The organism is Ruegeria sp. YTSC003 (genome assembly GCF_059609785.1).
Genome location: NZ_JBXWMK010000002.1, coordinates 520822 through 546816, shown reverse-complemented (window position 1 = coordinate 546816; position 25995 = coordinate 520822). Strand labels below are relative to the sequence as shown.

Sequence of the window (25995 nt, the reverse complement as noted above, 5' to 3'; positions counted from 1 at the left end):
AATTCTTGAGGCGTGAAAAATGAAAAGCCCCGCATCTGCGGGGCTTTGTCAGTCTATATTGCCGGGATTAGTGGGCGTGGCCTTTATCCCAGTCTTCCTGCTTTGGCAGCTGTTCGAACGTGTGTTCGGGCGGCGGGGTAGGCAGGGTCCATTCCAGCGTGTCCGCGTATTCGTTCCACGGGTTCGGACGTGTTTCTTTCGCGCCGCGCAGCAGGGCGTAGATCACGATGCCGAAGAACAGCAGGAACGAAGCGAACGAGATGAACGCACCAATCGACGATACAAAGTTCCACTGAGCGAATGCCTCGGGGTAGTCGATGTAACGACGCGGCATGCCCTGACGGCCCAGGAAGTGCTGCGGGAAGAAGGTCAGGTTGGCGCCGATGAAGAACAGCCAGAAGTGAACTTTGCCCCAGAATTCCGAGTACTGACGACCTGTCATTTTCGAGAAGTAGAAGTACACGCCCGCGAAGATCGCAAACACGGCACCCAAGCTCATCACGTAGTGGAAGTGCGCAACCACGTAATAGGTGTCGTGATACGCACGGTCCACACCGGCCTGCGACAGAACCACACCGGTCACACCGCCTACGGTGAACAGGAACAGGAAGCCGAAGGCGAACAGCATCGGTGTCTTGAACTCGATCGAACCGCCCCACATGGTCGCGATCCACGAGAAGACCTTAACCCCGGTCGGCACCGCAATGACCATCGTGGCCAGCATGAAGTACGCCTGCTGACGCAGTGACAGGCCAACGGTGTACATGTGGTGCGCCCATACGACAAAGCCCAGCACACCAATCGCGATGATCGCCCAAACCATCGGCAGGTAACCGAAGACCGGCTTGCGCGAGAAGGTGGCGATGACGTGACTGATAATTCCGAACCCAGGCAAGATCACGATGTACACTTCCGGGTGGCCAAAAAACCACAGGATGTGCTGATACAGGATCGGATCGCCGCCACCGGCGGGATCAAAGAAGGTGAAGCCAAAGTTGCGATCCATCAGCAACATGGTGATCGCACCCGCCAGAACCGGCAGGGACAACAGAATCAGCCACGAGGTGACAAAGATCGACCAGCTGAACAGCGGCACCTTAAACAGAGTCATGCCCGGGGCACGCATGTTCAGGAAGGTGGTGATCATGTTGATCGCGCCGAGGATCGAGGAGGCGCCCGATACGTGCACGGCAAAGATCGCAAGGTCCATGGACATGCCGCCTTCGGTCGTCGACAGCGGCGGGTACAGAACCCAGCCAACGCCCGAACCGAGCTGATCGTTACCACCGGGGCTCAGCAACGAGGCCACACCCAGCGACGTACCAGCGACATAAAGCCAGAAGGACAGGTTGTTCATCCGCGGGAAGGCCATGTCCGGTGCACCGATCTGCAACGGCATGAAATAGTTGCCAAATCCGCCGAAAAGCGCGGGGATGACCACGAAGAACATCATCAGAACACCGTGATAGGTGATCATAACGTTCCACAGGTGTCCGTTAGGGGTGCAGAGCTCGGCTCCGCTGCCGAACAGTCGGAAGCCTTCCAGGCACATATGCTGCACCCCGGGTTCCATCAATTCGATCCGCATGACAACAGTCATCAGAACTGAAATCAGACCGGCAAGTGCCGAGACGACCAGGTATAGAATCCCGATGTCCTTGTGGTTGGTCGACATGAACCAGCGCTGGAAAAATGTGCGCTGGTCTTCATGGTCGTGACCATGAATGGCTGCGTCTGCCATTATAGGTGCCTCCTGTTGCAACTGCACCGCGCAGTTGGACCTCTCCAAGGCGCGGGATTCCTGCTGGTTTTAGATTGCGGGGGGACGACCTTCAATGGTCGAGTTTGATCTGGATCAAGATTAATTGTCGCGGGCAGGAGGGCGACCCGCGAAATTTTCACCAAATTCCTCATTCATCTGGGTATCAGCGCCTCGAATTCAAGGGGGCGGCTGGGAATTGCGTTCCCCGCTTGACCCGGGCCAGGGTGCGCCGCAGAACTGTCGGCAACGCGTTAATCGGAGAATTGAAATGACCGCTTATGATCCCGAGAATATTTTTGCCAAGATTTTGCGCGCAGAAATCCCTTCGAGCCGAGTATACGAAGATGACGATACGGTGGCTTTCATGGATATCATGCCGCGCGCGGACGGGCATCTGCTGGTGATCCCTAAAACCCCCTGCCGCAACATTCTGGATGCAACGCCTGCACAACTGGCTGCTGTGACCGCAACGGTCCAGAAAATGGCCATGGCCGTCGTTGCAGCGTTCGATGCGGATGGGGTCACGGTCCAGCAATTCAACGAGGCCGCCGGAGGGCAGGAGGTGTTCCATCTGCATTTCCATATCCTGCCACGCCATGATGGTGTTGCCGTGCGGGCACCCGGAACGATGGGCGATTTCGACCTGATCGCGCAGCATGCCGAAAAGATCAAAGCCGCGCTGAGCTGACCGGCAAGCAGTTACTTCGAGTGCGCGTGTGGCCCCGCGCACTCACTGTGATCGCCAAATGCGTGAAGCACGGCGCAGACATGGTCGTGCTTGCCATCGCAGGCTTTGGAAATTCGGGTCAGTTCGGCCTCAAGGCTGCGCAGGCGGGAAATACGGTCCCGCAGGTCGGCCAGCTGTCTTTCGGCAATTTCATGCGCTTGGTTAAGGTCGCGGCCAGACGCGCCTTCCAGAGACAGCAAACCTACGACATCGGTCAGCGGTAAACCCAGATCGCGGCAATGGCGAATAAAAAGCAGCCGTTTCAATGCAGTGTCGTCGTACCGGCGCTGATTACCCGCTGTTCGGTCCGGACGCGGCAACAGCCCTTTGTCTTCATAAAACCGGATGGTCGGAACCTTGACCCCCGTATGACGCGACAGAAACCCAATTGAATACATCTTTTTTCCTCAGGGCTCTTGAACCTCTAGTTACTAGAGGAATTACATGCAATGTGCAGCCGTAACAAGGGACAAACATTTCAGATGGCACATAATCACTCTCATAAGGGGCACAGCCACGCGCACCATCACATAGACCCGGAAGCAGGGGACACGCGCGTTGCCTGGGCCATTGCCGTCAACATGTTCCTGACGCTGGCGCAGGTCATTGGGGGCATTTTTTCAGGGTCGCTGGCGTTGATCGCCGACGCCCTGCATAACTTCTCTGACGCTATTGCGCTGGTCATCGCGTTTTTTGCCCGCAAAATCGCCCGCCGACCTGCCGACCCACGCATGAGCTTCGGCTATGGCCGGGCCGAGGTCGTCGCAGCGCTGGTCAACTACACCACTCTGGTCGTGCTGTCGGTGTACTTGTTCTACGAAGGCGTGATGCGGTTTTTTGAGCCTGAGCCGGTTAACGGCTGGATGGTCGTCTGGATTGCGGCGCTGGCTTTGATTGTGGACCTTGTCACGGCTGCGCTAACTTACTCGATGGCCAAGGACAGCATGAACATCCGGGCGGCGTTTCTGCACAATGTTGCGGACGCCTTGGGATCGGTGGCTGTGATTATTGCCGGCACCGCGGTGATCCTGTTCAACTGGACTTGGGTAGACCCCGCCGTCACGGTCCTGATTTCGGTCTACATACTGTGGCATGTCAAAAGTGAAATTGGCGAAACGATCCGCGTTCTGATGATGGCAGCGCCCCCCGATCTGGACCCGGAAGAAGTTGCCTCGGCCATCGAGGACATACCCGGAGTGTCCGAGGTTCACCATATCCACTTGTGGAGCATGCAGGAGAGAGAGCCTGCGTTGACGGCCCATCTGGTCGTGGACGCGGCGGCCTGGGCTGATGCGGAAGGGGTGAGAGCCAGCGTCAGACATTCGCTCCGCGACCGATTTGCCATTGGTCACACCACGCTTGAGCTTGAGCAGATCGACCGCGCGTGTGTCGGGTCGTCACGTTTCGGGCATACAGAAGAGAATCCATAGAGTTGAATGTGAATTGCCGCTCCGATTTGGGGTCGGAACGGCAGACTCGTTAACTAATACCTTTCCGATTACTCGGGATGACCCAAGATCACCGGTTAACACACCACTCACTCTAAGAACGGTAAGTCTATACTACTCCCAAATACGCGGGATGTATCTATTTGAGTGAGCTTTTGGCTAATTTGCTCATTTTGCACTGCAAATATTGGGGAATTTCGGTCCAATGTGGAAACAGAGCTGCCAAAAATCGCGATATTGTTAACAGCACATGGACTCTGAACGATTCGCGGGTATCAATTCAGGCCCTATCGAGGTCAAAAACCTCTGAAAAAGTATTCCGCAGGGCCGTGTCCACGTCCACCAGGGTGACCGGCAACCCCAGATCGACAAGCGACGTAACCCCATGTTCGGTGATGCCGCAGGGGACAATACCTGAAAAATGCTCGAGGTCAGGTTCGACATTGATCGAGATGCCGTGGAAGCTGACCCATTTGCGCAGGCGCAATCCGATCGCCGCTACCTTATCCTCGGCAGGTTGGCCCGAAGCGGTCAGTGGTTTGTCGTTGCGCCGCACCCAAACACCGACGCGACCGTCACGGATTTCACCATGCACGTTGAACTCGGCCAGCGCTGCGATCACCCATTCTTCCAGTTGCTTGACGAAACGACGCACATCCTTGCCGCGTTTGTTCAGATCCAGCATCACATAGGCCACGCGCTGGCCGGGGCCGTGATAGGTGTATTCACCGCCGCGCTTGGCCTCAAAGACCGGAAAGCGATCCGGGTCGGTCAGGTCTTCGATCCGGGCTGAGGTGCCGGCCGTGTAAAGCGGCGGATGCTCCAGCAGCCACACACACTCATCCGCTTCTCCGGCCGCAATTGCGGCCACGCGCGCCTCCATGAAGGCGACGGCATCTTTGTAATCGGTCAGCCCGTCAGTGATCTTCCATTCCATAAATGCTCCTTACCGCCGGGGCAGGGCGAAGAAAAGAGGTCACGCAGCCTCGGTCAGGCACCGTTGCAGCAGGTCAGAATAGGTTTCGGCCCCTTGCGCACCGGTCACCAGGTACTTGCCCTCAAACACCATTGACGGGACACCTGAAACACCACGGCTGGTCCAGACCTGCTGCTTTTGGCGAACCGGCGCAATGTGATCGCCCGAAGTCAGAGCCGCATGGGCAGCGTCCCGGTCCAGACCCGCGACTTGGGCCGCATCAAGCAGGACCTCGGATTGGGATACGTCCTGTTGATTGGTAAAGTAAGCCTCGAACAGGGCCATTTTCAACGGATGCTGGCGGCCTTGCGTTTCGGCCCAGTCCAACAGTTGATGTGCTGCAAAAGTATTCACCATCTGGCTGTCGTCATTGAAGTTGAACGTGAAGCCAAGCTCGGCGCCGATCTGGGTTAGCCGATCGCGGGCCTGCTGGCTCTGCTCGACCGTCGAGCCATACTTCTCCATGATATGTTCGCGCAGGTTCTGGCCCTCTGGCGGCATATTGGGGTTCAGCTCAAAAGGATGCCATCTGAGATTAGCCAGCACGTTTTTTTCTTTCAAAGCCAGGTCCAGCTGGCGAAACCCCACGATGCACCAGGGGCACACAACGTCTGAGACGATATCAATCTGGACAATTGGGCGGGGATCTTGCGCGGTCATGGGCGGGCTCCGGGGAAGGGGGAAATATTCGCTGTCTGCAGTACAGATAAGGATGGCACTGCGGAATTCAAATCGACGTGTTTTTTGCCTCTTCACATCCTGTTCGCCACCGTCTATATGCCCCTCTACCAAGTCATTGGCAGTGCGGTCGTGGCGGAATTGGTAGACGCGCAGCGTTGAGGTCGCTGTGGGGTAACACCCGTGGAAGTTCGAGTCTTCTCGACCGCACCATATCTTGTAAGTTATTGAAAATAAAAACAATACCTTTCGGAGTGAAGCTCAAAAAAAATCACTGTAATTTCAACTGTTTCGTAGACCTTTACGCAATATTTTCGCATCGATTACGCATAAATTGAACGGCATCGTTTGCTTACGTACAGGCGGCAACCTGAGGTTGCCACAAGATCTGCCACTCAGAAGTTCATCGACGCCCAGCAACTTGCAAAGCATTAAATGGCGGGTGTTCAAGGGTTGGACCCCGACGATAGCTGGGCCCGTCGGCTAGTGGGGGAAAGCCTAGAAGCCCGTGGAGAGGCCCGCGAAGTTGTAGCCGCTATCCTGAACCTTAATCGGGAACCCCCGAAGCCGATGTTGTTCGACATGCTGGATATTTAAGCGCAGGACAACGAGTGAATTAGTTCAAATAGAGAGTGCCGAATCGATGGGTAAGCTGAAAAACGTTAACAGTTTGGTGGCCATTGGCTTCTTTGTTTCCAGTTTCTATCATTTGGAACAGCGGAAACGAACAAAACACGAGAAATTCTCAGTGCTTGGATACTTCATACCTTAATATAATTCTTGTGATATCGCGGCCTGCAAGTAGAAGGCCTTTTTGCCGAAAGTTGTGAATCTACCGCATCTTAGGAAATGTACTTAGTAACGAGTTTGCTGTTCCGATCGCATGATCGGAACAGCATTTTCTTTTTGGGGTTGCATTGGCATTACGCAGACTCCCTCTTTTCACCACAGGCGGTTTCGAGTGTGCCACGAGGTCTTGTGATTTTAGGGTTAACTATACCACGGAAAATCCGCTCTGGAACCATGGGATTGCTTCGAAGTAGTACGGTGATGTACCATCGAAATTGCTCAGTAGGATTCCGCTAATGTTGCTTGGATTGCATGGCGCAGGGTAGTGAGGTCTGCTCGTCTCCGGCGGTACCTACTTCATGCCCGCATATGGCGGGAAGCATAATAAAAAACTCTGTGCCTTCACCAAGTTTGCTTCTGTAGTCTATTTCTCCTCCAAAATGCTCCACAATTTCCTTTGAAATGTGCATCCCGAGCCCTGTACCGCCTGCGTGACGTTCATCGGAAGAGTCAATCTGTGAAAAGCGATCGAAGACTTTGTCCTGGCACCCCTCGGGTATCCCTATGCCGTGGTCTTTGACGAAGAGGCGAATCTTCCCACGGACTTTTTCGCATCCGACGGTTATCTCGCCTCCATCAAGGGAAAATTTGGCTGCGTTGGAGATCATGTTGGCCAACACTTGAAGAAGGCGGGACGCATCACCTTTAACGAACAGATCTTTGTTTCCCCTTATGTCCTCCACAATTCCTACGTTGTGAGCACTGGTGTACCCGGTGTTAACGGAAATCGCTTCCTGAACCAGCGTATGTACATCAATAGTTCCTTCACGGTAGTTCATTTCACCGGCCTCCATTTTTTGGATGTCCAGCACATCATTGATAAGTGATGCTAGCCGTTCGCTGTTTTTGCACGCTAAGTGTATGAGGCTTTGCATTGAATCTGGAACTTCACCCAATGCGCCTGTGTTGATTAGGTCAAGCGACCCCTTGATCGATGTAAGAGGCGTACGCAGCTCATGGCTGACTGTCGATATGAACTGAGTCTTTGCAATGTAGGCCGCTTTTGTTCTTTCGTGCTCTGCTTTGAGCTTTTCGAGTTGCTCCAAATTCCTGCGGTAGAGCTTCAGAAACACCATCGAACAGTCGATCAGAAAATACATTACAAAGATAACGGTGAAGAAGTGCAACCAGAGTTCAGATGAAAGCTCGGGGCGTTCGATCCAGATATCCTTGACGACAATCAACATGAACGAAACGCCGTACATGGCCAAACGGACAATCATCGCCCACAGAAACTGATGGTTGTTCATTGCTGCAAACAACGCCGCAGCAAACAAGAAGAACATTGGCGTAAAGTGACCACCGGCGGGCTGTGCGAAAGCAACTGAAACTGCGTACAGGCAGATTGCGGCTGAGCTCAGGACCGTGTTCAACAGAATCCAAACAACCATCATACCTATTGCTTTGTGCTGGTCTGGCTTTAAGCGCGGTACGCGTTTGGCCAGCAATAAATCTTGCACTTCACAAATGAGGATCGTCCCATAGAACAACATGGCGTTAAAGGGATCGAAGAAGAACGCAGTCAAAATGGTCGTGGCCAGATAAATAGCCTGCCGCTGCCACAGAAGCGCAAAGCTCATGGCAGTATAATCTATGATGTTTTGCAGAAGCCGGTTTTCCGTTTCACCGGAATCCCGGTCCGGCAGATTGGCGTCGGTGGCTGTCATCCAAATGTCTTCGTTTTTCGCGCTTGGAAAGTACCAATACCGGCATAATGAGGACTTAGTTGGTCCAAATTGGGTTCACAGTTTGGCGCCAATCCTTTGAAGCCTACCGCGATTGTTGGGCGATTCACGCAAGTTTTTGGTATAGGAGGCCGCAAATTTTTTGCACAATTGCAGAGCAGGGTACCCAAAATCGAGGATCTCGTTGCTAAGTGGGAATTTTTTCACCTTAATGTGTCCGAAAGAAAGAATAATTCTAAAAGGGTTGGGGCTTGACTGCAGTTGAAAATACGAAGTTGAGGCAGGGTACTGTCGCTCCTGTTACCGCTAGGCTTGCGACAAAGCCGGTGACACTGCTTCAGTTTGCAAGGTCAGCTGGCCGCAACATGTTTGAAGTCATCCCGGCAGAAACTCTGCGTGAAACTTATGTTCGTGGACCTTTGAACATACACTATATCTGCGATCCTGAAATGGTAACCGAATTACTCGTCGGCCAGGGCCGTTCGTTTCCCAAAGCCAAGTTCACCAAAGACATTATTGGATCGGCTGTAGGCAACGGTTTAATACTCTCAGAAGGGGAAAAATGGCGTCAGCAGAGGCGAAGGTATTCTCCATTGTTCGCCGCCAGAAACCTCCCGGTTCTGGCTCGGCATTTTGCAGAGACTGGTGTCGAGATTGCAGACTCATTGGCGGATCACGAAGGCCCAGTGGATATTGCACAAATTGCGCCTGCATCAACATTGACGAATATTTCTAGAGTGATTTTTTCAGGTAATAAGGAAGTCAGTTCAGAGCAGGTACGAGTGGGGCTGATCAAGTATTTCGAGTACATTTCTGATCTGTCCCTTTTCGATTTAATGGGTTTGCCAAAGTGGTTGCCGCGGAAAAATTGGCTACGCAGCTTGGCCCCGGTTACTAATATGCGAGACCTCGCCAGACGGGTCATAGATCAGCGTCGGGCCGAAGGCCGTAGCGAGCCATTGGACTTCCTCGATTTCATGATTGAGGCCTTGAAAACCGATTTCGAAGATGAAGCGACAACTGTTGACAACCTTTTGACCTTTGTCGTCGCTGGTCATGAAACTTCCGCTAACGCATTGGCCTGGGGATACTATCTGCTGGCCTTGCACCAAGATATGCAAGCAAGGGTTAGACAAGAAATTCGATCTGTTCGCCCAGAAGGCCTATTGGAATTCTCGGACCTGGAGGCAATGCCACTCTTGCGCGCGCATGTTAAAGAGACGCTGCGGCTTTATCCCTCCGCCGCGTTTTTTGCCAGAGACGCAGCTGCGGACCTTGAAATTAAAGGGGTAAAGATTGAAAATGGCGATGCTTTGTTTTTCCCAGTTTACTCTTTGCACAGAAATGAAAAATTATGGGATGCTCCCAACGACTATCGGCCGGAACGGTTCCTGGGATCTACACTGCCTCGAGGTCAGTACATTCCGTTCGGAGATGGTCCCAGAATCTGCATTGGCGCTCAGTACGCTGAAACTGAGATCATGGTGCTTATGGCTTCAGTGCTCCGTAGAATAAATTTTTCGACTACTGAGTCAGAAATACCGGAACCAGTTTTGACGTTCACCATGCGTACCAGTGGCCCACTCATCCTCAATGCCGAACGGGTTCGCGACTAAAGTTAATATCTAAACCCTAGTGTTCGACTTCTGTTCGAGGTCGGCCTTTGCCAAAGACAAAGCTTGCTACCGGCGAGTGAGGTAAGTGTCATCGCCGTACATTTCACGCAGGACGGTATCAAACAATCTATTGTTGGCCATTTCTTTGCGATGCGGCGTGTGCTTTGAAATCGAGGGGCAGGTCGCAACAAGGCCCTTTCTGAGATTGGTCTCACGAAGATTCACCATTTTAACAGCGGTGTCCAAAGATGCGAATGCTCCAACCTTTGTAATTGAACGAAGCGACACCGGTGTACTCTTCACCACCTTAAGATGGACAGAGGCGCATCGGTTACTGAGAACGGTCCTTAGTTCCTGGTTTAGAAAAGCTTCGGTTGGAATATTCAGGGTGCGTTCCCGTCCATGTGTAATAACGAGAAAAACGCCACTCCCTCGATAGGAATAGACTCCTCCGGCGACCTGTGTTGTCTTTTGAATGCAAAATCCAATGTCGGAAACAGCGCGCCGAAAATCTCCAAATTCCCTCAGATCAAAGTGGTACCCCGCATCGCGAAATTTGATTGCTGTAACCCAGGAGTCAAATCGGCGCCCCCGTGAAAGCTGCTCCACATAGTTGTCGAACTCGACATACCCCAAGCATTGTTCCTGCTCGTCGATAGACAGGGGGTCTTCAAAACTGAATTTCTGATTAAAATCCAGTTCACTACGAAGACTTTCTATCGACGCTGAAGAGGATTGTGTTTTCTTTCTCTCCATCATTAGAAGATGGGCGGCGTTCATACGGCTGCGCAATTCGAAGAAGTCGAAGGGCTTAGTTATGTAATCAAATGCGCCTTCTAAAAATGCCCTCTCGATGTTCTGCCTGTCATCTAGAGCAGTTAACATTATAACAGGTGTTTCCAGATTGTCCGGCAAGTTTCGGATTTGCGAAAGCAACTCTATCCCAGAGGTTCCGGGCATCTGAATGTCAACAAGCAGACAGTCGAATGGGGATTCCGCTGCTTCTATCTGCCGAAGCGCTTCATCAGCTGAACTGGCGGCAACCACTTTGCAGTTTTCGAGTTCAGGAAGTGCTGATTGGAGCAATTTCAGAATGTCAGGATCATCATCAACCGCCAGAACAGCAAGCGCGGTCTTTCTTTGTGCTCGAAGCTCCAACTTTTTTTGGAACCGATCACTTACGAATGTGGAATGTCTCATAACTGGTGAACCACCGATATCCTCATAACGGGTTAAACTTATGAGGCGAGTGGGTCGAAACAGCGGCAAAAATGGAGAAAATCGTCGTAGAAAGGGGTTTTTTCTTGACCTTTATTTGGCGCCAGCGGCTTCAACGACGAGTTGCCAGTTATTGTTGTGAACTACCGTCGCATTCTCTTAACATTTTTTTTTGGCAATGTGTTCGTGCCTAAGAGCAGTCTAAGATCGCAAAACTACGGAATTGAACAACGGTTGGAAGTCCAAACATCAATTCTGGAAACCCCACTAACATGCAAAACAGCCGCGGTTTCCCAATAGTCTGAAAATCAATCATAGTTGCTAAGAAATCTGCGCCGAGCGTCCAAGAGTACAAAAGACGCTCTAGTGGCTGAGTGGTTCCATTTACTTATGGATGTTGAACAAAACTGACTGACTGACGGTGCCATCGATGGAAAACTTTGCGCCGACAGGCGAGGCATTGATGCCCAGTCGCCGTGACCACCGTGCCCAGACTGAGGGGACGATGCCCAGTATGCTGGTCGCACCACCTTCCATCGCGACAGTAGTCATCTGGTGAAACAACTCCTGTTGAACCAGCAGCCTGCGTGACGATGCAACATCCTTTGCCACGAAGAAACGGGATGCTTCCCAAACAGAGTGCTTTACCGGGGCGTCCATAAATAAAACGTCAGATGGTATTCCTTTAAGGATACCTCTTTGCGCGTCGCGCAGCATATAACTATATACGCCGCATTCTGCGGTCGTGGGTAGAAGTCGCACACCGCCTAAAACTTCACCGAATTCATGCAACACAATCCATCGACAGGCTGGCGTGTCGTATTGGTCGAATTCCATCCCGTCAGCTTCACCAACTTGCCACTTTAACTGGTCAATGAAAATTGACTTTCTGGTTTCAAGGTATTTTGCCAGCAGGGTGCCATACTCGTAAATATTGCGAAAATTAAGTGTAGTCGCGCGAATATTGCCAATGTCACCACGTGACGTTGGCGGACTGCTTTTGACAGCAAAAATTTCTAATCGCGCCAAAGCACTTGGTGCGCCTGAAGTCCCGTTAGCAGGTGTTAGTTTCGGAAACCCCTCCGAGAGCGGGTATGTCTGCTTATACCTGAGTGGTCTGTCCATATTTTACTCATATTTTTGACACACTTATGGCAAGATTCAGTTCAGCAAGTCCACAACCCTATGCGGTAGTTGTCCGAATAGATGGATAGGTGTGTCTAAATCTCCTCCCTCCCTTTGGTTGAGTTTACTGACTGACCAAAAACTTTAGATAGTTCTTGGCTGTTATTTTCTCCCGCAGGCTTCATTTATTTCCTGGCGTCTGGCAACATTTTGAAAAAAGACAGCTTCTTTTGCGTATTCTTTTCGAATCCACGATGGATCAGGCGCCGTCTCGCTCTCCGATAATGTTTCGAGGCAGCCGTGACGGCTGATAGGAGTAAAATCAAAATGGCATCAAGAATTTGAGGGATTTACTTTTCAATATGCGCACTTGCGCGGAAAATATTGTGCAAATTAAAAAAAATGCACAGACATAAGGAAGCCCGCCTTATGTCACCGTTTTGCCGCCTTCGTAAGAGAGGATGAAGAAACCCTGAGTGTTTTATGCGCCGGCCAAACGTTGCCTTAAGTCTGCAATGCCTAACGTTTGGTGAGGTGCAAAAGGTTGGTGAAAAGTTATGCGTATACTTGCTGTAGATGACGATCCGAGTATCCTGGAGTTGCTAGATAGAGTTCTGGACGCGTTCGGTTATAAAGATGTCGTCACCGCCAGAAGTGGGCGGGAGGCCATTGAAATACTGTCGAGACCTAACGAAGCGTTTGACTGCTTGCTACTGGATGTGCAGATGCCGCAAATGAACGGCATTACTCTTTGCGAAGAAGTGCGAAAACTACCAGAACACACGTACACGCCCATTATCATGGTGACCGCCATGGTGCAAAAAGAGTACATCGACGAGGCATTCGGAGTTGGGGCCACAGACTACGTTACAAAGCCTTTTGAGTTCTCTGATCTGAAGCAGAGGTTGTCCGACGCGTATAGGATGGCAGCGGAACGCAGAGCCGCAATCGAGGTGCTCGAAGCTGAAGCGGATTTTGAGTTGTGTTTTGACAATAGTCCGGACGTTCGCTTAAGTGATCCGCAATGTTTCGGAGAATTGCCCGGATTCATTGGGTTAGCTGAATTTGAGAACTACGTAATTCAGCTTTCAACTATGCACTCCATGGCTGCAAAACTTGTGGCGGTTAAATGCACAGGCGCTGAACAAATCTATAAGACGAGCACGGTCAGTGAATTCCGTAGTGCCATGACTTTAGCTGGCACAGCAGTTCTGTCAGCTAATCAGGAAGGGCGTAAAGTGGCGACCTATTGGGGGAATGGCGTGTTCTTGGTGATCTACGACAATCAAATTGACTTGAGAGTGGACCAGTTGGGTGCTCCGCTTCCGGAAGCATTGAAAGATATTTCCGGTGATGCCACTTCAGGCCGGCCAATTGGCTTCCAGGTTAGCGAAGAAGTTATGCTAAAAGCCAAAACCAAGATGGAGGCGTTGTTCTTGATAGACAAGGCCGTCGAAATGGCTGAAATGTCGGAAGGTCGAGCGGCGAATATCGGTTGAAAAACTGCACACATGGATGGTGATTATGACCAGATACTGGTGGAAAGAGCACGTTAAAACGCCCAAAGTTTTTTTGGGGGGGAAGTAAAGCTACGCGCTCATTCATAGGGCGGTCAAACTGTGTGCATTTGCCCTACTTTGTTCGATCCTAGCGCCCATCCGGCGGCAACAATTCGGAGAAAGAACCCGTCAGCCTTTTCTCGGGGTCCGACTTGATGCGAGATCTGGTATCCCCGCCTTTCTTTCATTCCCTGAATAGTAAACTCTTATCTTTCTATGGCTTCACACCCAAGATGCGCTCATTTGTTTCTGCGCCTTGCTCTGTAAACCCAAGCGAAGTGGGTTGGGCCGCTGACGGCAATTCCTCCAATTTGGTCCTTCGGTTTGCCGCGTGACCATTACCAATATTTGGGGCCCCCTCAGGTTCTCAAATAATCCCAAGAGTTCTGCGGAATTTTCGAACTCTCCAACTTCTTGGCACAGTTTTGTATGAGGGTTCAGTTTTGAGTGCAGCAGTTAAGATATTGAAAAATATGGAATTAGTAAACGGCATTGGTATAGTAATTGCCCTGTTAATCGGGTCAGTATTTTTGGCTGTCGTATCGCCTGAGTTAGGTTTCGTCACGGGCTTATTGCTGTTGCTTGTGCCGGGGTTTGCGCTGATCAAGCCGCTGCCTAAGCTCAAGCTGGGCCATAGAGGTTTTAGCTTCGCTGTATTGTCCTTCGTGGGGATGCCAGCCACGTTCAGGTCACTTAGCATGGTAAACAAACAAGATGAAGTTGAACCAGCGTTACTTAAACAAGACAACCCAGAGGCATACCTTCCCTCGCTAAAAGACAAGGACCAAGAACTCTGGATTTCCGAAATGGCGGATATCGGCCCGGAACGGTATACTGCCGAATTAGTTCGAATTGATAAAGAGTAGGAACTTCGCCATGCGGAGGCAGCGGCACGGTGTGAAGCAGAAAACCCTCTGCATGTGCAAAGCGTGTGCCATAACTATCTGGACGAAAAAACCGGAGCCGATTGACAGCCTCCACAACACACAATACCTCCTTACACAGCACACATTTGGGGAAACCTGATGGCTAAAGAAGGGCGTTTTGCTCATAAAAATATTGGGTCTGAGAAGCTAGTTCGAAATCGCCAGATGCTTCTCGACCGCACCATTATCCAGCTGAAATTAGCGATTTATCAGTGCATCTGCCGTTTAGAGATGCACCAGTTCGCGTCGGAATGCCCGCACCGCAATTTCCTATCTCGCCCACGTGGATCGGGATGTGTATGAGTGGGGCAAGACTATTTGGGAAGGGTAATATGTCTCAGTCCATCACCGTGTTCACAACGATGAAGAACGAAGGCCCGTATATGCTGGAATGGGTCGCGTTCCACAAAACACTCGGCATTGATCATTTTGTGATTTTCACCAACGACTGTGATGACGGAACGGACAAGATTGCTGCAAGATTGCAAGAGCTTGGCTTGGCCACTCATGTCAGCAATGAAGTGAAAGAAGGGGGCAATCCCCAGCACCAGATGCTGCGCCGCGCGCGCCGTCAGCCCAAGGTCAAGGAGGCCGATTGGCTGTTATGTCTGGATGTAGATGAATTCTGGAATATCCGCTGCGGCGACAACGGATTTCATGACCTGATTTCCGAGGTCGAACAAAAGGCAGGTCAACCGGTCGATGCGATATCTCTTGCGTGGAAGTTGTTTGGAAGTTCTGGAAACATCAGTTTCGAAGACAGACCGGTGACAGAGGTATTCTCGATGGGGGATCAAGAGTTCCCCTATCATTCAAGCCGCGCTTTTGGGCTGAAAACGCTGTTCCGAAACAATGGCAAGTTCACTCGGTTTGGTCCGCATCGCCCAAAGGGCTTTGACGAGGAAGTAGCGCCAGACATCGCTTGGTCAGATGCTGGCGGAAAGCTGTTTCCAGCAGACAAGGTCGGTTGGCGAGCGTGGCGTGGGTTTGACCATTCCTTGGGACGCATCCACCACTATTCAGTCCGGTCCATGGATGGGTTTCTGGTCAAGCGCGACCGGGGTCGAACAAACCACATCAAGGTAGATCAGGGGCAAGCCTATTGGCAGGACATGAATGCCAACAAAGAGTCTGACCAATCCATCTTGCCCGCCGCGCTCCGCGCCGCACCTCTGCTGGCCGAACTGAAGGCAGACGAAGAGTTGAACGAATTGCATGCGCAGGCCTGTGACTGGCATCGGGCCAAAGTGTCGGAAATCAAGATGCGCCCGGAATGGGTAGAGTTTCGCGTCTGGCTCGCCGATAACCTGATCTGATCATCATGGCCGAAGACCTTTCGAAAGAGCAGCTGAAACCTGAACACCCTGATCGCAAGACAGGGTATGAGCGTATTCTGACGGATCCCGCTCCGCCTTGGTTTGTCGAGCTGTACCCCGGCGGCGACGGCACTGGGTACTTTCAAAAGCTGGAACGCCACTCGATCCTGTTCCATCAGCGCTACCCGAAGCGTCTGGTAGTCAGCTTCGACAATATCGCCAACGCCAATGACCTGTCCTTCGCGCGCGAGCCGTGGGGCTGGAAATTCTTTCGCGACGAAGGGTGGTCCCACATGGGTGTCTTCGCGCGCACCAAGGCATGGTATCGCGACCCCGAGATCATTTCCTATTTCGAAAACAAGGTCGCCGAGGGGTTCTTTGACCGGTTCGATCAGGTGGTTTTTGCAGGCGCATCGATGGGCGGCTTTGGGGCACTGACCTTTTCGGCGCATGTACCCGGCGCGCATGTGATCGCGTTCAACCCTCAGACAACACTGGATGAACGGCTGGTGCCTTGGGAAACCCGCTATAGGTTCGGCCGCGTACAGGATTGGGATCTGCCAATGAGCGATGCGGCTCAAACTGTTCAGACAGCTGGTAAGGCTTACGTCTTTTACGACCCATTCTTTGATCTGGACCGGCAGCAGGTTCAGCGTCTGCAGGGCGACAACGTGATGTTGCTCAAGACCTGGTTTTCAAACCATTTCGCGGCGCCTATGCTGCGCAAGCTGGATATCCTCAAGCCCGTGATGCTGGGGGCGATGGACGGCTCACTGGATACGGTCGGTTATTACAAGATGATGCGCGCCCGACGTCGCCTGCCTATGTATATTCGGGGGATTGAGGCCATCGGCGCCGAGCGGCACCCTGACTTGGCGGCAAAAGCCCGGCAGCGGTTCCGCCGACTGCGCCGGCAGGCCATGGCCGAGAAGGAAAGGGACGCCTCGTGAGCGCCGCCAAAGGTGTGTTTGTCGGCCAGCGCAAGGACCGCATGGGCGCGCGGTTGCTGATGATGCTGACCTGCATCCGGCTGGCCGAAGATTTCAACACGACCTACCGGGTGAATTGGTTCCCGCAAGGCGCGGACGCGCCCGAGCTGGACCACCCACAAGAGTTGTTCGCGCAGGACTGGATGGATGAACATTTCCTTACTCCCAAGGAGTTCGGAGCCCTTTCGCAGAATGCCTTGCCGATCTGGTCCTTCCAAAGCGACACGTCGCCCGACCGCCTGATTGCGCATCTCAACGCCGGACGGTCGGTGTTGGTCGAGGAAGGTTTCGAGGTGCTGGCCTTCCCGTGGGAGGACGTCGAGACCATCCGGCCAAGGTATCGCGACTTCATTCACCGGGTCGGGTTCACGGAAGAAATACGCGAAATTATGGATTACGCGGATGCCAGGCTGTCAGGGCAGGGCGTATCTGCCTATCACATCCGCCGCGGTGATATTTTGAATGGGTTGCCGTGGAAGCACACGACCTGGCCCGCAAAGATCGAACCCGAAGAACTGTATGAGGCACATCTGGCGAAGAACACCGATAAAGGGGCCATTATGTTCTCGGACCAGCCGGAACTGATTGCCCGGTTTCAGAAACAGTTTCCGCATCTATTGCAGATGTCAGACATTGCTGATGTCTCAGGCATGACGCGAGCAAAGCGGGATTTTCTTGAACTCTACACAATGTCGCGGGCGGATCTGGTAATTGCGCCTGCAGTTTCGGCATTTTCGATGGCGGCCTCACGGATTGCAGGACATCAAAGCAAGGTGTTTCGGGACGTTCTCTCAGAAGACGAACTCAATGCCGCTAACGAGAAAGTCGTTCAGAGACTGTCCAAAGGAGATACGGGGTTTCTAAATCCGTCCGAAGCTGCACACATTTACGCAAAAGCGACGTTTCATCTGTTTGATTTTCGCGCTGAGGATCGCACTGCATTGGCAACGGAGATTGGAAGCCAGATCCTTGAGGCCGGAGCGGACAATGCGTTCCTGCCAGTGTTACAGGCAATTAACCTTTTCTATTTGCGGCGAGGCGACGAAGCATTGCAGATGGCCGATCGGGCGTTGGGAGATATTAACCTCTGGCCCGAGGACCACGCGGTAGCGCGCGCGTTGAGGGCTGCGGTTCTGGGCTCTCAAAAAAAAAGGTGGATGGCGGCACGAGAATTCAGCTTGGCGTTTTGGGCCAAACCTCTGCGGCCGGATGTTACAATTTTTGGGTCGCGCCTGTTGTTCCGTGATCAACTTGCTTTCAGGGCACTGCCACCAATCGACTGGGCTGTTCAGAAATCAATTCGTAGATCTTGGTTCAATTTCAATGCACATGTTGCGCAACGGAAGGTTATTGCCCGCCGTCCGTGTAACTTTGATCTCATTCTTCTGGATTGGTCCGTTCTGTCTCTGGATGAGCGCGCGCGGCGTTTGAAAGGCAACAGAGAACGTCTTTTGGCGCTGCAAGATGGTCTTAAGACCATGAAGAACTTGTCACCAGATGCCCAGTTTTCCGAGGATAGCCCCGAGCACAAAAGTTTGACATCCGTGCTGCAGGTTCGTCTGGGCCGGATGCCAAATGAAAAGGCCATTGATGTTGCGCAATGGGTTTGTACACAACGTCCGGACAATCCTCTTTATCAGAAACGTCTGTCAGAACTATATGAAGCGGAAGGCGACAATTCGCGGGCGCGTTTGGCGATGGCGGATGCATTGGCCTGTGATCCCGGTAATCCGTTTCTGATTTTCGCGATGGGGTGTTTTCTGGACCGGATTGGCGCAGAAGAGCAGGCACATCAACAAATTATGGAAGCAGCCGACATCGATGACAATACAGCGGCAATACAGGGTGCTGCAGGGCAATTATTGCTTCGAAAGGGAGAAAAGGCCAAAGCCCGAAAATACCTGTCCCGGGCGCGTGACCTTTGCCCCAAACTCAAGCGGTTCTCGAACCAACTTAAACGGGCAGGTGGGTAATTGACCGGATTTCCCCTTGGTAGTTCCATTAATTCAACTTAATTTACCGGCAAATTCAGAATGATCCCGATTAGTTCCGGGCAAAAACAACGAACAGGGCAGTCAATCATGACCGATCAGGACCCTCGATATATCAGTGTCACTCCGATGAAGAACGAAGGCCCGTTCGTGCTAGAGTGGGTGGCCCATAACCGTGCGATTGGTATCGACCAGATGGTTGTGATGACCAATGACTGCACCGATGGCACCGATGCCTTGCTGCAACGGTTGGATGAAAAGGGCGTGCTGACGCATATCGACAACAATTCACGCCGCAAAACCAGCCCGCAAAAGCGTGCTTATAATACTTTCCTGAAGATGGAAGTCGCACGCCCGCAGGATTGGGTCGTGGTGATCGACGCCGATGAACATATCAACATCAAGACCGGGGATCATACGCTGCGGGCATTGACCGATGCCATCCCTAACGCCAAGACGATTTCAATGACATGGCGGTTGTTCGGAAACGCAGGTGTCGTGCGGTACGAAGACCGGTTTTTGTCGGATCAGTTCCGACAGGCCGCTCCGGAAAAGATCTACCGACCGCCGCAGGCTTGGGGCTTTAAGACCATGTTCCAGCGTGAGATCTGGGATGGCTTGGGCGTTCATCGTCCCAAAAAGCCGACAGTCGAAACCATTGAAGAGTGCCATTGGTACAACGGGTCGGGTCAGCTGATGCCTGAACGATATTATGACAGAAGCTGGCGATCCGCCCGTGACTCGGTCGGCTATGAGTTCGTGCAGGTCAACCACTATGCTCTGAAATCCTGCGAAAGTTATCTGGTCAAAAAGATGCGCGGTCGCGCTCACCATTTGGGGGAAAGCCTTGGCCTGGAATACTGGAACATGATGAACCAGAACGTTGAGATGAATACCTCGATCGATGTGGTTTTGGATCGCAAACGTGGTTTCTATTACGAAATGCTCTCTGACCCCGAGGTTGCGCGCCTTCATCATGCGTCTTGCGATCTTCACCGCCAACAGATCGCGCAATTGCGTGACCTGCCCGAGATGCAGGACCTCATGCAGCAGATGACCGCAGGTTTCACGGCCAGCCAGCAGGCATGACGCAGCACAGTTCGGGGACAGGAGCTAGGTAATGCTTTGGCTGCACATGGGAATGCCCAAAACTGGCACGACCGCCTTGCAGGGATTTCTGCGCCGGAAACATTCGGTCATGAACGAGATCGGCCTGCATTATATGGAAACCGGCCGGCGTCGGCTGGATGGCGGCACACGTCTGGCGATAAGTCACAACATCGTCGCCTTTCACATCAACCAGAGCGCTGATCCGATGGATCCGTTTCGGTCTGCCATGACCACTGAATACGATGCGCATGCAGATCAGACCTGTGTTGTTTCGTCCGAGATGTTCTATTCCTGCAATCTGAACCGGCTGGCCGAGGTTTTTGCTGATATCCCCTCGCGTGCATTGACGATCACCTACTATTGCCGCCGGTATTCCGATTTCTTCGAGGCGGATTACAAACAGCGGGCCAAGGCAGGGCGGCTGTCCAACGGCGGCACTGAATACATCCGCCAGCAACTTGATCTTATCCGCAACCACCCGGAACGGTTGAGCTTTTCTGCCAAAATCGCCGAAATCCGGACCGCCTTTCCCGGCGTCACCGTTGCTCCGCTTTTGTATGAACGCTCGGGCATGGTGCGGGGCAACGTCGTTGATGATTTCCTGTCGCGGATCGGTACGCCATTGGCGGAGGAGGTTTCAGCAGAAACCGTGTCCAACCCGTCGCAATCCCGCGCGGCGAGCGAAGCTTTTGGTGTCATCTCCCGTGCACTGGGGCGTAAGAAAAGTCGCCAGTTACGCCGAATTTTTGTCGATGATCCCGTCATGGTGCGCCGGAATGATGTTCTGGAACCCGATGAGCGCGCTTGGCTGGACGAATTCCTGGCCAAGCAGGATACCGCCTTTCAGCAAGAGTTCTTTCCCGACAGGCCTGAACTGTTCACCCCGACAAAACTAAGCGATGAGGACAAGATGTTCCGCCGGGATACGCCCGAAGAGTATGAGGCGTTGCGTAAAGCCTCTGAGATCGTGTTCCGTATGGCTTTGGACAGCTGATCGCTATTCCTGCACGACGATTTCCTGGCGCTGTTTTCCGGTCGTCTTGTCAAAAATCAGGATTCGGTTGCCATCGGTCACGACGGCGTACCAGTTGCTGCCGATCGTTACGGCCTGAGCTTTGGCACCATCCGGCAGTTCGATTTGATCGGGCAGGGTAGGGGTTCTGTCCGATAGTCGGATGACAATCAGTGCGAATGTCACTAGAACCCCGCCAATCATCACCGCGGTCAGCAGCATGACCATGCGCCGCAGCAAGCGAAGCTGAGGTGTTTCCTGCGGTTCTTGGGGTTCGGAAGGGACAGTCATGGGCACCCGCCAGATTGAATTTCAGATCGCGGCCGATCCGCCGCCACGCCTTGATAAGGCGCTTTCGCGGGATGTACCAGCGGATGAAAACCTGTCGCGCACCCGTCTGACCCGTCTTATCGAGAACGGTGAGGTGACAATCGACGGTGTCGAAGTCCGGGACCCCAAGGCCAAGGTGGCCGAAGGCGCCTCGGTGTCGATCTCCGTCGCCGAAGCAGAAGAAAGCCATATCGGTCCAGAAGATATCCCGCTGAACGTCGTCTATGAGGACGCGGACCTGATCGTCATCAACAAATCCGCAGGCATGGTCGTTCACCCTGCGCCGGGCTCGCCCAACGGAACGCTGGTCAATGCGTTGCTGCATCATTGTGGCGAGGACCTGTCAGGTGTGGGGGGCGTCAAACGCCCTGGCATCGTGCACCGCATCGACAAAGAGACCAGCGGCTTGCTGGTGGTCGCCAAGTCTGACGCGGCCCATCACGGTCTGGCGGCGCAGTTCGAGGCGCATAGCGTCGAACGCTATTACCGCGCGATTTGCTACGGCGTACCGGATGCGAATGACCCACGTTTGCGCGGCATCAAGGGTGTCAGCTTTGAACCGGGCAATATCATGCGCCTGACCACGCAATTGGCGCGCCACAAAAACGACCGGCAGAAACAAGCGGTTCTGTTCCACGGTGGTCGGCATGCGGTAACTCGGGCGCGGTTGGTCGAGACATTTGGCAACCCGGCAGGCATCGCGCTGATTGAATGTTGGCTGGAAACCGGCCGAACGCACCAGATCCGTGTCCATATGGCCCATGCCGGGCATGGGCTGGTTGGCGATCCGGTGTATGGGGGTAAACGCAAGCTTGCGGCGAAAGCCTTCAACCCGGCCGCTGCCGAGGCCGTGCGCGGTTTTTCGCGACAGGCGCTGCATGCCGCAGTTTTAGGTTTTGAGCACCCTGTGACAGGCGAAAACCTTCGGTTTGAGGCCGATTTGCCAAATGATATGGAATTTCTGATTGAACAACTGCGCGCGCCGCTGACATAATACGCAAACATACGTGAGTAACGCGTTCTTAGCTTTCCTTTATCAATCGTTAATTTCAAACTGTTAACGGTACCTCTTGAATGGATCGGGACTTATTCCCATATCCCATGTTAACGAAGTAAACATTTGTCGGAGGGACATGAATCATGGCAAATTACGCAAATCTCCCCGCGCCGACGCCCGAGGGCGGCCTGAACCGCTACATGCAGGAAATTCGCAAATTTCCGCTGCTTGAGCCGGAAGAAGAGTACATGCTCGCCAAGCGTTGGGTCGAAGAGCAAGACACTGAAGCTGCACATAAGATGGTCACGTCGCACCTGCGATTGGCGGCCAAGATCGCTATGGGCTATCGCGGCTATGGCCTGCCACAGGCCGAGGTGATTTCCGAGGCCAATGTGGGTCTGATGCAGGCCGTGAAAAAGTTTGATCCGGAAAAAGGTTTCCGGCTGGCGACCTATGCAATGTGGTGGATTCGTGCCTCGATCCAGGAATACGTTCTGCGGTCGTGGTCGATGGTCAAGCTGGGCACGACATCGGCGCAGAAAAAGCTGTTCTTTAACCTTCGCAAGGCCAAGGCTCGTATTGGTGCGCTGGAAGAAGGCGACCTGCGTCCGGAAAACGTCAAGCGGATTGCTACTGATCTAGGCGTGACCGAAGCTGAAGTCATCAGCATGAACCGCCGGATGTCTGGTGGTGATGCCTCGCTGAACGCGACCGTCGGGTCCGAAGGCGAAGGCACCATGCAATGGCAGGACTGGCTTGAGGACGAAGATGCAGATCAGGCCGGCGATTACGAAGCTCGCGACGAGCTTGACGCCCGCCGCGAGCTTCTGGCGGCTGCGCTGGATGTCCTGAATGACCGGGAAAAGGACATCCTGACTCAGCGCCGTCTGATGGATCAGCCCGTCACGCTGGAAGAGCTCAGCACGCAGTATAATGTCAGCCGCGAGCGTATTCGTCAGATCGAGGTTCGTGCCTTCGAGAAGCTGCAGAAAAAGATGCGCGAGTTGGCCCGTGAAAAGGGCATGCTGGGTACTGTCTGACCCCATTGGTTCAGCCCGCCACAACGGCGGGCTGATTTTCTTTAGGCGAAAATAAAGCTGTCTTCGGTCAGATGTCCGGCTCCAACGCCCGTAAGGACAATACTGTCCCCGTCCCCTAGTTCGATGGTGGTCTGGAAGAAGCCACCCGATATATCATCCTTGATATCTTCAAATCCGGCGATGCCTTCGTAGCCGGACAAGTCAATCTTGTCCTTTCCGACCCGGAAGTCGACGATCCAATCATCGCCATCCCCGTTTTCAATGACAAACATGTCTTTGCCACGACCGCCGAACAGGATGTCATCATCGGCTCCACCGTCGATCACATCGGCCCCTCTGCCGCCGAATATCGTATCTTCGCCTTCATCACCGCGCAGAATGTCTTTGCCACGACCGCCAAAGATCACGTCGTGTCCAGCGCCTCCAAGCGCGACATCATTGCCTCGGCCAGTATTGATGACATCATTTCCGCCACCACCATGAACGAAGTCCTGACCGCGCCCGGTAAAGTAGAACTCGTCCGAGTCGTCGCCGAGGATGAAATCGGTGTTCTTCTGACCCAGAATGTCCGTACCGATACAGGCAGAAGGACTCCGTTTAGGGCGTGAATGATCCCGTTTGTGGCTTCAATATCGGTTTGGATGATACCCGGATCGGCGATGCCGTCATCCGCATCGCCCAGACTTGGTGGGGCGCTTTGAAGGTTCAATTCAACCGACGAACCCTGCAACGTTTCGATCTGTGCGCAGTCGCCCAAGCCGGCGACCGCAGCCAGGTCGAATTCCCCGTTGACCACGTGGTATTTCAGCACCTCTGTCAGCAGGGGGATGGGATCCCCTCCGCCCAACAGGGTCAGCGCCTTGACGATGTGCCGCAACGCGCCTGCTTCGTCCGAACCCGCATAGCCCAGAGCCTGGGCAAGTCCGATAAAGGCGGCGTCGGTTGGGGCGAATACCGTAAGGCTGGCCTCGGGGTCATCCAGTGCACCAGCAAGGCCAGCGGCAACAACGGCCTCGCGCAGGATGTCAAAATCTCCGTTGTTGTCATCGAACGAGCCGACGGCTCCGCTCATCAACACGATTCCGGTAATTGTCTCTGTCGGTGTTGGCATGTCTGGCAATCTCCCACCCAGTTGGTCACAACATCAATCCCGGGTGCTTTGAGCGGACAATGCCGATTACCCGGTGACATAGCTGCTACGGCGCGGACAATGAAACGGATCAAGAAATTCTCAGGTTTGCGTGCGTTATTGGGCGGAAAACACCACGAAACCCCTGACTTTAAAGCGATTCCCTGATAGAGACGGCACAAGCTAACAAAGGATGAGGCGGCGGTATGCAGCAACCTGTTCAATGGGGCGTTCTTGGCGCCGCGAAATTCGCACGACAGTTCATGGCGCCGGCAATTCACGCGGCGGACGGGGCCCGGTTGGCAGGTCTCGCCACGTCGGACGCAGCCAAGGCTGAGCCGTTCCAGCAGTACTGCCCTGATCTGACGGTTTATGGCAGCTATGACGCCCTTTTGGCCGATCCCAAGATCGACGCGGTCTATATCCCGCTGCCCAACCATCTGCATGTCGAATGGAGCCTCAAGGCGCTGGACGCGGGTAAGCATGTTCTGTGTGAAAAGCCCATGGCCATGTCCGCGCCCGAGTTTGATGCGCTGATCGAAAGGAGGGATCAGACCGGTTTGCTGGCGGCCGAAGCCTACATGATTGTGCACCACCCGCAGTGGCATTTCGTTCGACAACTGATTGCGGATGGGGCCATTGGAAGGCTCGTGCATGTGACGGGCGCGTTCAGTTTTGACAACCGCGCAGACACCGGAAACATCCGTAACCGGGCCGAAACCGGGGGCGGTGGGTTGCGCGACATTGGCGTTTATGTAATCGGCAGCGCCCGGTTCGCCACCGGGCAAGAACCGGTCTCGGTACAATCTGCAATCCGCTGGGAAGACGGCATTGATGCCTTCACCGAAATACGCGCGCAATTCCCTGAATTCACCTATTCCAGCTACGTCTCGATCCGGATGCACCCGCATCAGGAAATGGTGTTCCATGGCGAGGGTGGCGTGATCCGCCTGACCGCGCCCTTCAACGCGCGTGTTTTTGGTGAGGCGCGGGTGGAACTGCACCGTCCGGGTCTTGAGGTTCAGGTCACGCGATTCCCGGGCGACGATCACTACAAGCTTCAGGTCGAGGCGTTTTGCCAGTCAGTCCGCGACGGGGCTGATTACCCATGCCCGCTGGAATTCTCGAAGGGTACGCAGGCAATGATTGACAGGGTGTTCGAGGGCGCAGTCGCCCTCTGACTTGCCACGCAGCGCTCGGCTGGACTAATCTGGCTGTCACCTGTTCAGGAGGGAGACCATGGCAGGCGGTTGGGCGCGTGATGGCGCGGTGAGCGAACAGATTGAAGCGTCCATTACGGACGAACTGGCCCGGATGCAGGCGCAAAAGCGGCCTGTCGGGGAAAGCCTGACCCATTGCGCCGAATGTGAAGAGCCGATTCCAGAAAAGCGACGGATCGCCATTCCCGGTGTTAAACTTTGCCTGGATTGCCAACAGGATCGGGACAGCTCATTCCAGGCGCGTGGCGGAATCAATCGGCGCGGTTCTAAAGACAGTCAGTTGAAGTAAGCG

General features: G+C 53.5%; 24 protein-coding genes, 1 tRNA gene and 2 pseudogenes. 16 read left to right on the top strand and 11 right to left on the bottom strand.

Annotation, left to right across the window (positions count from 1 at the left end; all coding sequences use genetic code 11):
* Positions 1-67: 67 nt before the first annotated feature.
* Positions 68-1741 carry a cytochrome c oxidase subunit I gene (gene ctaD / locus AC2FFH_RS06425; RefSeq protein WP_496722223.1) on the bottom strand — a complete coding sequence of 558 codons (1674 nt, stop codon included), beginning with the start codon at positions 1739-1741 and terminating at the stop codon, positions 68-70.
* A gap of 289 nt (positions 1742-2030) precedes the next feature.
* Here ctaD and AC2FFH_RS06420 point away from each other — a divergent pair, with 289 nt between their 5' ends.
* Positions 2031-2450, top strand: coding sequence for an HIT family protein (locus AC2FFH_RS06420; RefSeq protein WP_496843997.1), 420 nt, complete (start codon positions 2031-2033; stop codon positions 2448-2450).
* A gap of 11 nt (positions 2451-2461) precedes the next feature.
* Here AC2FFH_RS06420 and AC2FFH_RS06415 read toward each other — a convergent pair whose 3' ends face one another.
* Entirely contained in the window at positions 2462-2887 is a 426-nt protein-coding gene (locus AC2FFH_RS06415; RefSeq protein WP_496738757.1) for a MerR family transcriptional regulator, read from the bottom strand.
* 84 nt (positions 2888-2971) lie between these two features.
* Between AC2FFH_RS06415 and AC2FFH_RS06410 the strand changes: the two genes are divergently transcribed.
* A complete protein-coding gene (locus AC2FFH_RS06410) occupies positions 2972-3919 on the top strand; it encodes a cation diffusion facilitator family transporter (RefSeq protein WP_496766792.1) in 948 nt (315 codons plus the stop codon).
* A gap of 298 nt (positions 3920-4217) precedes the next feature.
* Here AC2FFH_RS06410 and lipB read toward each other — a convergent pair whose 3' ends face one another.
* Together lipB and AC2FFH_RS06400 are read right to left on the bottom strand one after the other, a co-directional pair.
* Positions 4218-4874 (bottom strand): lipoyl(octanoyl) transferase LipB, encoded by a 657-nt coding sequence (lipB, locus tag AC2FFH_RS06405; protein WP_496843995.1) that lies wholly within the window; start codon positions 4872-4874, stop codon positions 4218-4220.
* A 39-nt stretch (positions 4875-4913) separates the two neighbouring features.
* Positions 4914-5573: a DsbA family oxidoreductase gene (locus tag AC2FFH_RS06400; protein WP_496843994.1), complete on the bottom strand. Its 660-nt coding sequence runs from the start codon at positions 5571-5573 to the stop codon at positions 4914-4916.
* A 144-nt stretch (positions 5574-5717) separates the two neighbouring features.
* Here AC2FFH_RS06400 and AC2FFH_RS06395 point away from each other — a divergent pair.
* Positions 5718-5804 (top strand) — tRNA-Leu (locus tag AC2FFH_RS06395).
* A gap of 222 nt (positions 5805-6026) precedes the next feature.
* Positions 6027-6188 carry a hypothetical protein gene (locus AC2FFH_RS06390; protein ID WP_496843993.1) on the top strand — a complete coding sequence of 54 codons (162 nt, stop codon included), beginning with the start codon at positions 6027-6029 and terminating at the stop codon, positions 6186-6188.
* Positions 6189-6673: 485 nt separating this feature from the next.
* Here AC2FFH_RS06390 and AC2FFH_RS06385 read toward each other — a convergent pair whose 3' ends face one another.
* A complete protein-coding gene (locus tag AC2FFH_RS06385) occupies positions 6674-8107 on the bottom strand; it encodes a sensor histidine kinase (protein WP_496843992.1) in 1434 nt (477 codons plus the stop codon).
* Between the two features lie 383 nt (positions 8108-8490).
* On the opposite strand from AC2FFH_RS06385, the gene AC2FFH_RS06380 reads away from it, so the two are divergent.
* On the top strand, positions 8491-9741 hold the full coding sequence (locus AC2FFH_RS06380) for a cytochrome P450 (protein ID WP_496843991.1): 1251 nt from the start codon (positions 8491-8493) through the stop codon (positions 9739-9741).
* A gap of 66 nt (positions 9742-9807) precedes the next feature.
* Here AC2FFH_RS06380 and AC2FFH_RS06375 read toward each other — a convergent pair whose 3' ends face one another.
* Together AC2FFH_RS06375 and AC2FFH_RS06370 are read right to left on the bottom strand one after the other, a co-directional pair.
* Positions 9808-10899 (bottom strand): response regulator, encoded by a 1092-nt coding sequence (locus AC2FFH_RS06375; protein WP_496766788.1) that lies wholly within the window; start codon positions 10897-10899, stop codon positions 9808-9810.
* A 444-nt stretch (positions 10900-11343) separates the two neighbouring features.
* A complete protein-coding gene (locus AC2FFH_RS06370; protein WP_496738750.1) occupies positions 11344-12084 on the bottom strand; it encodes an acyl-homoserine-lactone synthase in 741 nt (246 codons plus the stop codon).
* A 557-nt stretch (positions 12085-12641) separates the two neighbouring features.
* Here AC2FFH_RS06370 and AC2FFH_RS06365 point away from each other — a divergent pair.
* From AC2FFH_RS06365 to AC2FFH_RS06335, 7 genes are all read left to right on the top strand, one after another.
* A complete protein-coding gene (locus AC2FFH_RS06365; protein ID WP_496722243.1) occupies positions 12642-13583 on the top strand; it encodes a response regulator in 942 nt (313 codons plus the stop codon).
* Positions 13584-14086: 503 nt separating this feature from the next.
* Positions 14087-14509: a hypothetical protein gene (locus AC2FFH_RS06360; RefSeq protein ID WP_496776414.1), complete on the top strand. Its 423-nt coding sequence runs from the start codon at positions 14087-14089 to the stop codon at positions 14507-14509.
* 392 nt (positions 14510-14901) lie between these two features.
* Positions 14902-15885 (top strand): glycosyltransferase family 2 protein, encoded by a 984-nt coding sequence (locus AC2FFH_RS06355; protein WP_496766785.1) that lies wholly within the window; start codon positions 14902-14904, stop codon positions 15883-15885.
* Between the two features lie 5 nt (positions 15886-15890).
* Complete coding sequence (locus tag AC2FFH_RS06350; protein ID WP_496695087.1) at positions 15891-16835, top strand: hypothetical protein; 945 nt, start codon at positions 15891-15893, stop codon at positions 16833-16835.
* A complete protein-coding gene (locus AC2FFH_RS06345; protein ID WP_496843990.1) occupies positions 16832-18847 on the top strand; it encodes a hypothetical protein in 2016 nt (671 codons plus the stop codon). The genes AC2FFH_RS06350 and AC2FFH_RS06345 overlap by 4 nt, the downstream gene beginning before the upstream one ends.
* A 108-nt stretch (positions 18848-18955) precedes the next feature.
* On the top strand, positions 18956-19954 hold the full coding sequence (locus tag AC2FFH_RS06340; protein ID WP_496843989.1) for a glycosyltransferase family 2 protein: 999 nt from the start codon (positions 18956-18958) through the stop codon (positions 19952-19954).
* Between the two features lie 31 nt (positions 19955-19985).
* Positions 19986-20969: a hypothetical protein gene (locus AC2FFH_RS06335; protein WP_496766780.1), complete on the top strand. Its 984-nt coding sequence runs from the start codon at positions 19986-19988 to the stop codon at positions 20967-20969.
* 3 nt (positions 20970-20972) lie between these two features.
* Here the strand turns inward: AC2FFH_RS06335 and AC2FFH_RS06330 are convergent, their stop codons facing one another.
* The gene (locus AC2FFH_RS06330) at positions 20973-21278 is read right to left on the bottom strand and encodes a DUF6476 family protein (protein ID WP_496738744.1); all 306 of its coding nucleotides are present in this window, start codon (positions 21276-21278) and stop codon (positions 20973-20975) included.
* On the opposite strand from AC2FFH_RS06330, the gene AC2FFH_RS06325 reads away from it, so the two are divergent.
* Complete coding sequence (locus AC2FFH_RS06325) at positions 21277-22311, top strand: RluA family pseudouridine synthase (RefSeq protein ID WP_496766777.1); 1035 nt, start codon at positions 21277-21279, stop codon at positions 22309-22311. The two genes, AC2FFH_RS06330 and AC2FFH_RS06325, sit on opposite strands and share 2 nt — an antisense overlap.
* 146 nt (positions 22312-22457) lie before the next feature.
* On the top strand, positions 22458-23354 hold the full coding sequence (gene rpoH, locus AC2FFH_RS06320) for an RNA polymerase sigma factor RpoH (RefSeq protein ID WP_058273882.1): 897 nt from the start codon (positions 22458-22460) through the stop codon (positions 23352-23354).
* A 41-nt stretch (positions 23355-23395) separates the two neighbouring features.
* Here the strand turns inward: rpoH and AC2FFH_RS06315 are convergent, their stop codons facing one another.
* The 3 genes and pseudogenes from AC2FFH_RS06315 to AC2FFH_RS06305 all read right to left on the bottom strand — a co-directional run.
* On the bottom strand, positions 23396-23761 hold the full coding sequence (locus AC2FFH_RS06315) for a M10 family metallopeptidase C-terminal domain-containing protein (RefSeq protein ID WP_496843987.1): 366 nt from the start codon (positions 23759-23761) through the stop codon (positions 23396-23398).
* 18 nt (positions 23762-23779) lie between these two features.
* Positions 23780-23893, bottom strand: a pseudogene (locus tag AC2FFH_RS06310) (calcium-binding protein); the annotation flags it as partial.
* Positions 23894-23946: 53 nt separating this feature from the next.
* Positions 23947-24426: pseudogene (locus AC2FFH_RS06305) on the bottom strand (fasciclin domain-containing protein); the annotation flags it as partial.
* Between the two features lie 263 nt (positions 24427-24689).
* Here AC2FFH_RS06305 and AC2FFH_RS06300 point away from each other — a divergent pair.
* Both AC2FFH_RS06300 and AC2FFH_RS06295 read left to right on the top strand, forming a co-directional pair.
* A complete protein-coding gene (locus AC2FFH_RS06300) occupies positions 24690-25664 on the top strand; it encodes a Gfo/Idh/MocA family protein (RefSeq protein ID WP_496843986.1) in 975 nt (324 codons plus the stop codon).
* 58 nt (positions 25665-25722) lie between these two features.
* Positions 25723-25992 (top strand): DksA/TraR family C4-type zinc finger protein, encoded by a 270-nt coding sequence (locus AC2FFH_RS06295; protein WP_472723549.1) that lies wholly within the window; start codon positions 25723-25725, stop codon positions 25990-25992.
* The last annotated feature ends 3 nt before the right edge of the window (positions 25993-25995 follow it).